12 protein-coding genes are annotated in these 12,334 nt (G+C 50.2%); 4 read left to right on the forward strand and 8 right to left on the reverse strand.

The genetic code is table 11. The features are described from left to right. Positions 1-18: 18 nt before the first annotated feature. The 8 genes from EL633_RS24230 to EL633_RS24265 all read right to left on the reverse strand — a co-directional run bounded on the left by EL633_RS24230 (position 19) and on the right by EL633_RS24265 (position 9,996). Entirely contained in the window at positions 19-2,898 is a 2,880-nt protein-coding gene (locus EL633_RS24230) for a hypothetical protein (RefSeq protein WP_126629862.1), read from the reverse strand. A 140-nt stretch (positions 2,899-3,038) separates the two neighbouring features. Further along, positions 3,039-3,821, reverse strand: a complete 783-nt coding sequence (locus EL633_RS24235) for a ChbG/HpnK family deacetylase (protein WP_126629863.1) — start codon at positions 3,819-3,821, stop codon at positions 3,039-3,041. Positions 3,822-3,851: 30 nt separating this feature from the next. Then, on the reverse strand, positions 3,852-4,754 hold the full coding sequence (locus EL633_RS24240) for a carbohydrate ABC transporter permease (protein WP_126629864.1): 903 nt from the start codon (positions 4,752-4,754) through the stop codon (positions 3,852-3,854). A 15-nt stretch (positions 4,755-4,769) separates the two neighbouring features. Continuing rightward, positions 4,770-5,765, reverse strand: coding sequence for a carbohydrate ABC transporter permease (locus EL633_RS24245; protein ID WP_126629865.1), 996 nt, complete (start codon positions 5,763-5,765; stop codon positions 4,770-4,772). 150 nt (positions 5,766-5,915) lie between these two features. After that, a complete protein-coding gene (locus EL633_RS24250; RefSeq protein ID WP_126629866.1) occupies positions 5,916-7,388 on the reverse strand; it encodes an ABC transporter substrate-binding protein in 1,473 nt (490 codons plus the stop codon). Between the two features lie 245 nt (positions 7,389-7,633). Further along, positions 7,634-8,791: a substrate-binding domain-containing protein gene (locus tag EL633_RS24255; protein ID WP_126629867.1), complete on the reverse strand. Its 1,158-nt coding sequence runs from the start codon at positions 8,789-8,791 to the stop codon at positions 7,634-7,636. Between the two features lie 315 nt (positions 8,792-9,106). Then, positions 9,107-9,433, reverse strand: coding sequence for a transporter suffix domain-containing protein (locus tag EL633_RS24260; protein ID WP_126629868.1), 327 nt, complete (start codon positions 9,431-9,433; stop codon positions 9,107-9,109). Between the two features lie 5 nt (positions 9,434-9,438). Then, positions 9,439-9,996 carry a TetR/AcrR family transcriptional regulator gene (locus EL633_RS24265; RefSeq protein ID WP_126629869.1) on the reverse strand — a complete coding sequence of 186 codons (558 nt, stop codon included), beginning with the start codon at positions 9,994-9,996 and terminating at the stop codon, positions 9,439-9,441. 340 nt (positions 9,997-10,336) lie between these two features. Here EL633_RS24265 and EL633_RS24270 point away from each other — a divergent pair, with 340 nt between their 5' ends. From EL633_RS24270 to EL633_RS24285, 4 genes are all read left to right on the forward strand, one after another. Further along, on the forward strand, positions 10,337-10,558 hold the full coding sequence (locus EL633_RS24270; RefSeq protein WP_126629870.1) for an alpha/beta fold hydrolase: 222 nt from the start codon (positions 10,337-10,339) through the stop codon (positions 10,556-10,558). Then, positions 10,555-10,743: an alpha/beta fold hydrolase gene (locus tag EL633_RS38290; protein ID WP_371865571.1), complete on the forward strand. Its 189-nt coding sequence runs from the start codon at positions 10,555-10,557 to the stop codon at positions 10,741-10,743. The genes EL633_RS24270 and EL633_RS38290 overlap by 4 nt, the downstream gene beginning before the upstream one ends. Beyond that, positions 10,670-11,455: an SMP-30/gluconolactonase/LRE family protein gene (locus EL633_RS37140; RefSeq protein WP_371865598.1), complete on the forward strand. Its 786-nt coding sequence runs from the start codon at positions 10,670-10,672 to the stop codon at positions 11,453-11,455. Before EL633_RS38290 ends, EL633_RS37140 begins: the two co-directional genes overlap by 74 nt. A 296-nt stretch (positions 11,456-11,751) precedes the next feature. Then, the gene (locus tag EL633_RS24285; protein ID WP_126629872.1) at positions 11,752-12,240 is read left to right on the forward strand and encodes a P-loop nucleotide/nucleoside kinase family protein; all 489 of its coding nucleotides are present in this window, start codon (positions 11,752-11,754) and stop codon (positions 12,238-12,240) included. Positions 12,241-12,334: the final 94 nt, after the last annotated feature.

The following is a 12,334-nucleotide window of genomic DNA, read 5'->3' on the forward strand; positions in this document are numbered from 1 at the left end:
GACTCGTGATAAACGAGGTTATTGACCGCGAACTTTGACCGAATTGTACGTGATAGACAGGCTAACTTTGCTCAACTTCGCGGTATTGAGCTTGCTTGTGTTGTGGGCCGTTACAGCCAGACCGATATAAGCAGACTGGCTCATGGTGAGGGTGGTTGAACCGACCTTCTTCCAGCCCGTGCCATTGTTGGAAACATATGCGGTAAATGTATTTTTAGCGCGTGTGAGCTTGACCCAATAAGGGGCGCTTCCTTTTGAACCTGCCGTTGATACCGCAGTGCTTCCAGGAGTGGAACGGCGCTCAAAGACGGTGCCCTTTCCTGGTGTCACAAGCACGTCAGCAAAACATGCGTTCTCGTTCAGGCTCTCACGAATCATGACACCCGCTTTGGCCCATGGATCGGTATTCTGCAGACCATCAACGCGAGCAATAATAGTGCCGTCACCAGAGAATGGTTGATAGACATACTGAAAACTATCAGCCGTTCCTCCAATATCAGCTCCAGAACCACTCACCGAGAAGATACCTTTATGATAGGATGCAGAACCAGCCTTGCCCGTCACGCCAATGTCCTGGTGCTGCCAGGGCAAAGGTAATGGAGTAGGAGTAGGGGTGGGTGTCGCAGATGGATCGATGTTCTGGTCATCGCCGTAGGCAAAGCCGTTGCCACTAAAGCCCACATAGACACGACCGGCTCTATTCATATCCCCTGTGGTGACATTGACTTGATCATAGATGCCCAGAGGGGCTGCTGAAAGCAGGCTCCAGGTCGCGCCCTGGTCAGCGGAACGATAGATGCCAAAGGCGCTATCACCATTGGCCTTGCCATAAAGGTAGATGGCGGGATAACTGGAGCCTGGCAGGGCCTTCCCAAAGCCGAAGGAGCGGGCCTCCTGCACATTGGGAACCTTAGTCCATGGCGTCTGGCCGGCATTGGTGGTATACCATAGGCCATCTTTGGCACCGCTCGACCAGACATGTCCAGCCTCACCCGGGGCGGCATGAATCTGTCCAAAGACGTGGCAATCTCCATTCTGTTCACATGCCGGCGAGTTTGATGCCTCGACAAAGGTCTTCCCACCATCCGTTGAAGTATAGAAGCTGCCAGCTTGCGAGTTACTGGGAGAGAAAGTGATGGCATAGAAAGCATTGTTGACCTTGTCAGAGGTGAGAGCACGCTTGGAGCCCCACCAGAAGAGCCAGTGTGAATCCTTCGGATCGACAATGCCTGTACTCTGATGCCAGCTCTGTCCACCATCGGTTGAGTAGTAGGGCGAGTTCCCCTGACCAAAGTTGCCAGTACTGGGCAACCAGACCAGGTTATTGGTATCGGTCGCTGAGATGGCAATATTACCGCCGACATTGTTATCGGGTGTGCTCCCAAAGAGCTTCCAGGTTTTGCCGCCATCCGTCGAAGTAGCACCTCGCCCCGTCAGCGAAGGATAGTAGTTGTTTTTTACCTGAATGGTGACGATGGTACCTGGATGTCCACCGCTATAATCCAGGCTCGTTCCGCCCCAGAAGGTATTATCTACCAGTGTTTGCGCGGGATAGCTATCAACATCGGCATGGTAGAAGCCCTGCCGATCAAAAATATTTGAGATCGGCGCGTCACCAGGGGCTGCAATCAAGTCGTTGGCGACAACCTCTTCAATGCCTTTGGAGTAGAAATTCCAGTGAATCGTTGAACCGGTATTATCGGTGGAATACCATACACCGGTCCCTTGTGGAAACCAGAGCTTGTCTGCGACAAACGGATCAAAGGTGATCAAAGCGCTGGAGAGATAGTCGCTTTCATTGGTAGAGGCAATCCAGGGGATAGTTGATGAGGAGACGCTGTTTTCCAGGGTATCCCAACTGCTACCGCCATTGGTGGTACGCCACAGATTACCGCCAGTGAATCCACCTGAGCCGACAATGACGCGCTGCGAATTGTGGGGATCGGCGGCAACTTCATAGTCGTTCGCTCCGGTAGAGGGGGAGATAACGGTTGCGACGTTGGTGGCTGGTACATACTTCTCAACGGCACCCGCCCCTGATGTCGCATTGATACCAACATAAAGCGTTCCATCTGAGGCCATACTTGCACTAAAGGGAAACTGTGTCGAGCTTACAGGAACAACGTTGCTCCAGGTCGCACCGGCATCGTTGGACAGATAGACACCCAGACCGGCAACACCGACATAGATGCGATTGGTTTTGCCATTGGTTGTTCCGCTATTGGGGTCAAACAGAACGAATTTGTCACCGGCAGGGGTGCCACTATTGGTACCAACAGGCACACTGCTTGTCGAGACCTGGCTCCAGGTCTGAGCGCCGTCCGTACTTACCCAGAGGCCCTCTGTCCGTGAGCCAAAGTAAACCACATTATCGTTATGAGGATCAACGGCCAGACGTTCGCCTCCCTGCCGATAATCGGCGTTCCCCCCCATCGTCCAACGTTGTCCGCTATCTGTAAAGGACTGACCCTGGTTGGTGCTCTTGAGAATACGCCCATTCTGACTATTGAGATCATTCCCAACAGCCAGATAGAGCGTCTGGGCATTGGATGCACTGACGGCGAGACTTTCCACGCTATAGTCATTGGGGGTAGGATTGGGAACGGCACTTGCCGTGATCAACTGCTGCCAGGTGTCATTGGGGCCAAGCTTGTATGCTCCACCAACATCAGTACGAATGTAGATCAGACCCGCAACGGTCGGGTGGAGAGCCATGCCGGTGATATAGCCACCGCCACCAACCTTGAGCTGCTTCCAGGTATAATCTGGCGTACTAGCAGAATTACTGGCATTGGCAGTATAAAATTTTGCTGAAACAAAGAGCATCATGGTAAGCAATCCAACGCTTACCAGTGCAACCATGGCGCGAACGCGTCTTTGCCTGAAGCCATAGAACATGGATACCTCCTTTTCATCATGAAAAAGTTTGCTATTTTATGAGAATATCTGCATTCTTTTCGCGTGAGCTTCAATGTGGGAAGCGATCACCTCCCTCTCACAGTCTTTACAGGTCATCCTCTCCTGCGTATGACCGTTTCTTAGTGTGCGACCTCGTCAAAGCGGATGAGTTGAATACGACGTTCATCAATGATGCGCATGATTTCTGGTTCGCAGAGAAGCTGGTAATCAGGCCAGCGAGAGCGGGCAAAGCCGCCAGGTTGGGTATGCTCCTGCCCGATAACGTGCTGCGTCTCCTCATCAATATAGGTAGGATGAGTCACCAGGAGATATGTTCCGGCCTGGAGTTGGCGCAAGGTCTCTGGCAGCACCTGCCGAATTGGTGGAAGGTACACCAGATTGGCAATACCCTTCTCCCAGACCAGACCCTCCTCGTAGGCAATGGCTTTGAATGCCTCATTCAGTGGTCTACGCTGAGCATCTCCCGGGTGAAAGATCCATCCTATTCCCATATGCTCATCTAGATAGCGTATGTCTAGTCCACAGGAACGTGCCTGGTGAAGTTGAGCCTTAACCTCGCGTATCACTTCATCACTATTGACCCCATGGTGAAACAGTTCCCTGGTGGTACGGAAAAAGTAGCCATCCTGGTCAACCAGCGAAGGAACTGTTTCAGGCGGAGAGACCGGACCCCAACGGGGAGTATCCCACTCCGATGTCAGCGTTATATGCAAGCCCAGGCAGAGGCCCGGAAACTGCTTTACGAGGTTGACAGCATGCTGAAAATTCGGTGCAGGCACCATAAGCGACGTATTGCGCAGAATGCCGTGTTGAAAAGCGTCGACAATGGCGCGATTTCCTGCCTGAAAGGCCCCCAGGTCATCACCTCGCGTCAGCAATCGAATACAACGATGTTCATCCATGAAAAGTCTCTCCTGCAAGTAAGGGAATGCCTATGATTTCACTGCTCCTGCAACGCCATTGATAAAGTAGCGTTGCAGCAAGACAAAGACCAGGATAATGGGAGCCAGCGTAATTACCGAGCCAGCGGCCAGCGAGGTCCAATCAATGGTATTCTGGCCTACGAAGGCAAACATACCGACAGCCAGCGTCCGTAGCTCTGGCACCCCCAATGTAAAGACCAGGGGCACAAAGAAATTGTTCCACGAGCCAATAAAGGTCATTAATGCGACCGTGGCAATGATTGGACCGGAGAGCGGTAACATGATCATCCAGAAACGCTGGTGGAAGCTCGCACCATCCACACGGGCTGCATCTTCAATTTCTTTGGCAATTGACGAGAAATAGCCCATAAACAGGAAGGTGCTAAAGACTACACCTCCCGCGGTCTCCACGATAATCACGGAGCCAAGCGTATTGAGCAGACCAAGTTGTGTAATCAGGTCAAAAATCGGAATAATGGTATAGCCATGGGGGAGGAAGAGGGTCAGTGCAATCAGGCCAAGTACCAGACCTTTGCCAGGAAAAGTGGTACGTGAAAGCGAGTAACCCGCCATCGCCGTGACCAGAATAACGAGGAACACGACACAGATCGAGACCACAATCGTATTAATAAAGTACTGGCCAAAATTACCGTCGTTCCAGGCACGGATATAGTTATCCCAAGCCACCTCTCCAGGCAAGATATTCAGGCCGCGATCAAAAAAGTCTTTGGTTGTTTTGACCGAACTTCCCAACATCCAGAGAAAAGGATAGATCCAGAAGAAACCACCAACCAACAAAAACAGGTGGACCGGAAGCATTTTCCAGTCCCTCAGACGTTTCTTGAAAGACGAGGGCCTGGGTCTGGGACGCGGTGCCGTTCTTTGTGCCCGGCCAATAGAAGTTGTTTGCATCGGAATGTTCCCTTTCTAGCCTGCCGACTGCTGCGTATTGTGCTTGTTGAGCGAGCGGAACACAAAAATTTGCACGATAGAGAGAGCCATCAGAACCAGGCCATAGAAGAGCGAGGCGGCCGAGGCAAAGCCAACGTTTGGCTGTAAGTTTAAGCGCGCATCACCAAAGCCCTGGTGATAGATATAGCTATTGACGACCTCCGTTGCGCCATAAGGCCCACCATTGGTCATTACCAGCACCAGGTCAAAGACCTGCAAGCTCCCAAGCAGCGCCAGAATGATAATGATCAAGCCAATGGAACGTAGCATAGGAATGGTGACATAGACAAAGCAATTGAGGCTACTGGCTCCATCAATGCGAGCCGCCTCGTACAGTTCGGCTGGGATAGTTTGCAGACCAGCCATAAAGTAGACCAGATTAATGCCCAGGCCAAGCCAGATGCCAATGACGATAATGATGCCCAGGGCATACGTCGGGTTCCCTAGCCAATCAATATGTTCATGGGAGAGACGCAAGGTAATTAAAAGCTGATTCAGGTCATCGCCAAAGTTTGTCAAGATCAATTGAATGACGACCGCGACAACCGCAGGCGAGGTGACCGAGGGAATAAAGTAGACGGCACGATAAAAGGTGGAGAAGCGCAGTCTGGTATTGTTGAGCACCAGCGCCAGTGCCAGTGCCAGCACGAGCTGAATCGGAACCAGCACCGCGGTATAAATCAGCGTGTGCTGGAATGCCCCCCAGAAGAACGGATCGCGCACAACCCGCGCAAAGTTATCGAGCCCAACATAGCCAGCAGGATCACCAATACCGTTCCACTGATAGAATGTATAGCCCAGCGAAGCGATATTGGGATAGATAATAAACGCGAGCAGCAGCAGTAGCATAGGCACCAGGTAGGCATACGACCAGGCGTTTTTTTTCACCTGCTGCCAGATTCCTGTCGAGCGCGAATACGCAAGACGAGAACGCGCAGGTGCAGAAGTAGGTGGAGGAGATACGACTTGCATGTTGAATTTCCTTCCTCGGAATGCTTCACCGACAGGCAGGCATAGAAAGACAGGCTCGTTGCCAACCATTCCAGGACGTGCTTCCTCTATAAAAGATGAAACAGACATCCTGGATGATCAGACGGCAGTCATGTTCGAAACGCACAGGGTCTACTTCTTCCTGGTGATATAAGGTTTAGTGGGATCCCAATCCGAGAAGATATAGTCATCCGCACTCACTTTATGCCCCTGCTTTTGCGCCAGTTTGATCGCATCATTGAGTGCCTGCTGCGACTTATCCTGGAAGGTCTGGAGCGCTCCCTGGAGGTCAGTCACCTGACCAGTATAGTAGCCCGTGAGAATATCGTTCATGGCGGGCGTCACTGGCTGGGGTGAGACATAGCTGACATCAGGATTACGGATCGTGGGATCAGGACCGGTGACCGAGAATTTGGCTGTGGCGATGTACTGAGAATACGGCTTGAACGAATTGTACTCGGGCTTGTTGTTCTGGGGGAAAATAGAGAGATCTTCACCCATCTGTACCCAGCGCTTGCCGGCCTCAACACTGTAGAGCCAATCGAACCAGGCAAAGGTTTCATCAGGATACTTGGTTTTAGTTGAGATGGCGAATGTATAGCCCCCTGGCTTGACTGGAAAGAGGCTCTCAGGCTTCTCGTTTGGTGTAATCAGGGTGGTGAGACTGTAATCGGTGAACTGGTGTTGCTTCCACTCGGACTGATCCCAGACACCGCCCACAGTCATACCAAACTTGCCACGCTCAAAGTAGGCACGCGCAACCTCGTCAGAGATAGTCAGGGAGTTGGGATAGATATAGTTTTTGGTTTTCCACTCTTTGAAGAGATGAATCCAGTCTGCGTAATTACGATTGCTCGCAAAGGTATATTTGCCAGTACGTAGATCAAGATCGCCTGGACCCCCAGGGCAATCAGCACCGATGAGGAAGATAAAGAGCCACCAGTTCAATAATGGGAACGAACCATTGCCAAAGCCCAGGCCATACGTCTGTCCACCGCTCTTTTTGGTGATCGCCTCAGCAGCGTGCGTGACATCATCCCAGGTGCGAGGAATTTTCACCGATCCATCACTATTTACCAGCCCGGCCTTCCTGAAGACATCATTGTTGATATAGAGTTGGAAGGGAACTGCCAGGGCGTTCAAGGGCGCGCTATAGAGCTTACCATCAAAGATATTGCTGCCTTCGTGCAGGGCCAGGTCCGGGAACCTGGAGCGCCACTTCTCATCAGCCCACTTATTTATGGGCAGCCACCAGTTTTTCTTTACTTGCTCATAAAATGTGGGAGTCTGAGGGATAAGCGCCAGGTCAGGAATATTGGTACTTCTCTGGGCCAGGGCGACCAGATTATCATACTGGGCATTGGCCTGGGTCGTCTTCTTGATCTTGATGTCAGGATGCGCTTGCTGGAAAAGCTTGATCTCATTGTCGACCCAGGGTCCCTGGGTGACATAGAAATCCCAGTGTTTGATAGTAGCCGTCTTACTCTTACCACTGCTAGCAGTGTTGGAACAGGCAGCAAGGACATCGGCAAGTGAGGCCATTGTAGCAGTTGTCGCGGCAGCTTGCATGAATCGACGTCGATTCATGCTGGGAAGATGCGTCATGAGTACGCTCCTTTGCTTTACCTAGAGAAATTCTCTAGCATGTGAACAATTTTCCGTTGCGAATGAGACAACCATGGACACTAGTTATCCTTTACATGCATGCCTTAAAGACATACAAGCAAATTCATTGGCTAAAAAAGACAATGACTACCCTACAAATGGTCATCCGTACGACCATTTGTATTTTTTGCTAGACCCGGGAATATTTTAGAGAATCACTGCGTGTGAAGCGCTAGCCGTGTGATTTATCCCTCACGGAGGCGATAGGGTACATAGACGGTATCCTCATGTGGATGTTCACCATTCATCAAGACCTCCAGGAGTAAAAACATACTTTTGACGAGAAGTTCAGGATCTTGTTCGAGCAATGTCATATGCTGCGTACTTCCAAAGAGAATGGGTGAATCAAGATTTGAGAGCGAGACAATTTCGACCTCTTTTCCAACATGAATGCCTAATTCGTTAAAGGCTGCCAATGCGCCATCAGTCATCAGATCGTCACTGATGTAAATCCCATCTGGCTTTTCTGCCCGAGAGGAGCCAAAGACCTCCTTGGCCAGTAAGTAGCCTCGTTCCTGGTAGGTCAGTGGGCGACTCATTGGCGTGCTCATCTCTGGAACATAACGAAAAAGGGCAGGATCTGCGGGAAGATTGCATTGCTGCAATGCCTGATAGAAATGATGGGCTTGAACAGAAACATCGTCGACATGTTGCTCCCATGCAGACCAATACGCAATGCGCTGACACTGTTTCCGTACCAATGCTTCGGCAGCCAGACGTGACGCCTCCATCTCATCATATTTCACCATCCAGTCACCACCCCCCGCAAAGACCACGTGGGGCTTGGTGAGCAGGGGAACATGATCGGCCGAATGGGCATTGAAACCAACGATCACGCTGCCATCTACCGCAGGCGAGTTGAGCAAAGCAATATGTTCATCTGGTAACTGGTGCGGCATCGTATGACCGGGAAAGTGAAACGAAATCTGCTCATTTTTGGTTTTTGAGCGCTGCTCTGAGATCTGTGCCAACCGTCCCCAGAGCAATGACCAGAAAGGAGAGGTCGCATGGTCAGCAATCATCGAAATATTAAAGACGACATGGACTGAACGCTTTAGGAGTGTATTAGAGACAAAAATACCCTGGCGCTCTTTACGATAAAAAATCTGTTCATACTCGAGCAGGTCCAGGGCCGTGGTCAAGGTCGCACTAGAAATATTGAAGGTACTACAAAGCTCACGCATCCTGGGCAGACGACTCCCTGGTCCCAACTCAGCCGCAAGTGCCCGCAGACGCTCACACACCTCAGCCACCTTGACATTGGCGCGCCGCGTCTGCTCAGAACGACGCAGTTTCGGCCCCTGCAAATCATTCTCATCAAAACTCTTGATACTTGCGTCCATGTATAACGACTCGCTTTCCAGGTTTTTTGTCCCTTGTTTTAAAACAATAATACCTGTACCTCAGTCAAATGTCAAGATTTTTCGAAGAAAACAAGACATATCTCCTTTTTTCTCATAAAAATCCCAATTATTTGCAAGGATTCACCATTTTGTTTTAAAACAGATTAAAAAAAGAGGAAGGCTGGTTGCCGGAAAAGTGCTCCCATGGAGCTGATAGTCCGCTTCTCATAAATACTGAGAGCAAGGGTTGGTATCTATGAGCACTCGTACAACGTTTCCTGGAGAAACCACTTCCCAACTGGTATCTTCTGCGCTTTACATCTTTTTGTTTGCCATGTTTTTCTGCTCATGTAACTGGATCTGCCCGCCTCTTTCTTTCAGCCAACGTCGCGGATTGAGAAAACGCCGGTACCGTGCGATGACACGCGTTCCTACAAGTGCTCCTCCTATCCAAAAGGTGATTTCAGCGATCACCGCCAACCCAACGCCTATGCCAACTTTGGCTCCTGCATTTACTGGCAGAAATGGGAGCGCAAACAAGCAGACCCACAGCAAGGTGGAAAGGACGATCAAGGTCGCGCCAAGCCAGAGCCAGCGCTTTTTCTCCGCTGACGGAGATTGCGGGATTTCTGATGTGTGCATAGCGATTACTCCTCTGTCGTACGGCTCATCTCTATTAATTTCGCGACGACCTGTTCGCGTAAGTCCCCAACCGGAGGGGTAAGATGAAAGAGATCGGACAACCACAGCCCATCAACGGCCAGGCGAATAATAGTTCCCATTACTGGATCAATTCCCGCCTGTTGAGCCTGCTGTTGATAGCGTGCAAAACTCTGTTGGAAAGGTGCCAGGAGTTCGGGATTGGTAGCGAGGGTCGCAAGCAATCCCACGCCCTGTTCCAGCATCTCGCTCTCCATCTGAAGGGAGGTGCGGATATAGGCCCGCAACCAGCTTCCTGGCTCAGGTTGTTCTGCCGCAAGTACATGCTGTAGTTCCTCATCAAACTGCCTATCCAGATGATTGACCAGTCCGGAAATCAGAGCCTCTTTGCTCGGATAGTGGTGAAGCAGACCTCCCTTGCTTACACCCGCCTTTTTTGCTACAGCCTCCAGCGTCAGATGGGCAACGCCTTGTGTTAAGATAAGCTCGCTGGCTGCCTGAACAATTTTTTGTGTGGTGCGTCGAGTGCGAATATCTCGTGTCATAAAAATATTATACCGTCCAGACGGTATAATATTAAGGACAAATGGTCGGAAACCACGCTACGAGGTCTCAATCGTGCTCAGCCCTGTAAATTGTCATTACTGAATTTTTAAGCGATTGCAGAAAGAAATAGTCTGGTGACATAATAGATCCAGGTGATGAAAGGTGTCGTCAATGTGGTCTCTGTATACGAATGCGGTTCCAACCTTGCTTTGACTCACTTATATGCCCGATCCCCGAAAAGCGGAAAAGAAAGGCATGATGCTCCAAAAGAGCGGATGGTGTCTAGAACTCAGGAAAACCCTTTCAGGAAACAGGAATAAGAGAAACGAGAGATGTATCGTGGATAACTATATTGATAGTAGCATACAGATTGGTGAGATATCCATTGCAGTTCGTGATTTTGGAGGAAATGGTCTGCCAGTTGTCTTGCTCCATGGCGGAGGACGCAATCTCTGTGACTGGCACCGCACAGTTCCATTTCTGAGCACCTATCATCGAGTGGTTGCTCTAGATTTCCTTCAACACCTTGCGAAGGGAAGCGGCATTTCGAAGATGATGTGAACGACCTTGAAGCCGTTATTGCTCACGTTGGTCTAGATAACCCATTTGTCATTGGTCACTCATTGGGCGGCCTCGTCGCGACCCTTTATGGAGCCCGACACCCTGATTGCCGTGGGGTGGTCAATCTGGAAACGCCGACCAAACGGAGAGACACAACGCATTTCCTTTCCTCAATCGGCTCATAATGTGACCCGTGTCAATGGAATTGTGATCACTGACCAGCAAGAGGTGAAGGTCGTTGTGCTTTCACAAGATGAGCACCTTGCCGGGGTATGGCAAATCTATGCAAATAATTCGTTCAATCGTATGGCATCACTCCCACCAACGGCCAGTCCAAATGGGATGGCGCACGATGGAAGAGGAAATCTTTATATTGCTGATGATCTGCTCGGATGTATCTGGCGCGTTGTTCCCGGCGCCTCAAAAGCTGAGGTCTGGAGTACGAATGCCCTGCTCGCTCGAAATACGACTCCTGGCACCACTCCCTATGGTGCTGATGGGATTAAAGTTTTCCATGAGATCGTCTATGTTTCGAATCCATCTCAATCGATCATCGTGCGTATTCCTATCCAGCCACAGGGGAGGCCTGGCATCCCGAAAATTCAATTTCAAGGTTCAGCCTTCGCTAATAGTGATGATTTCGCATTTGATATTCGCGGAAATCTCTATATTGCCAATATCTTAGACCAGACAATTATTCGTGTCGACCCAACAGGCCATGTGTTCCAACTGCTTGATCAAAGCAATGGTTTCAATAATCCAACAGCGGTTGCATTCGGAGGAGCCGGAAAAGATCGTTTCAACCTATATATTACGAATGGAGCCTTTAATCCGCAATATCCTGAAGGAAGCCTGCAACGGAAGACACTTGGTATGCCTGGATATTCTATCCCATAAAGAAATGAATCGTATTGTATGGTAAGGGACGTTTGCAGGGAGGTAGGCATGCTTACCTCCCTGCAAACGTCCCTTTACCGAGCGGTGATAAAAACATAGTAGTAGCGCAGACAGCAACACGCTTCCCATCTTTTTTCAATTCCAAGATTGACACATGAGTGCCCACTGAAACAAAAGGTTTCTACGGGTAGTTTCTGAGAGAACATCTTGCTAATTGCTTGAAAGTTGAGTACACTCGCAGGAAAACTCGTTATCAGCTCAGTTGGAGGTCGTTTTTTCGGTAGAGAGGGACACGTATGGCATTGCAGAAGCAACCAACACTTATCCTGTTCTGTGGCTTGCCGGGATCTGGTAAAACAACCCTTGCAAAAAGACTCGAGCAGACAGGCAAGGGCATTCGCATCTGTACTGACGAATGGCAAGAGCATTTAGGCATAGATCATAGCAATGAGGATTTTCACGAAAAACTGCAGGCTCGGCTCTATACGCTTGCGCTTACGCTTCTCAGCAACGGCCAGGATGTCATCCTGGAAGATGGCCTCTGGCAAAAATCTGAACGCAGCCAAAAGCGCATGGACGCAAAAAAATGCAACGCCCGCACGGAAATGCACTTTTTTGACCTCTCTTTTGATGAAATCTGGCGCAGGTTGGAGAAGAGAAATGAGAAGCTAGCTCACGGGGCTGTGTCAATGAGCAGGCCACAATTTGAGAGCTATTGGCACATATTTCAGCGTCCTGATGAGAGCGAGCTCAAATTATTCGACACCTACACTATCTACAACTAACCGTGGCAAGGCAGGATTTCAGGCCACTCGACACGTTTGCAACGCTCGATAAAGACAGGGCAGCAACTCCATGTTGGAGAGGATGAAGAGTACC

This window comes from Dictyobacter alpinus (assembly GCF_003967575.1).
Taxonomy (GTDB): domain Bacteria; phylum Chloroflexota; class Ktedonobacteria; order Ktedonobacterales; family Ktedonobacteraceae; genus Dictyobacter; species Dictyobacter alpinus.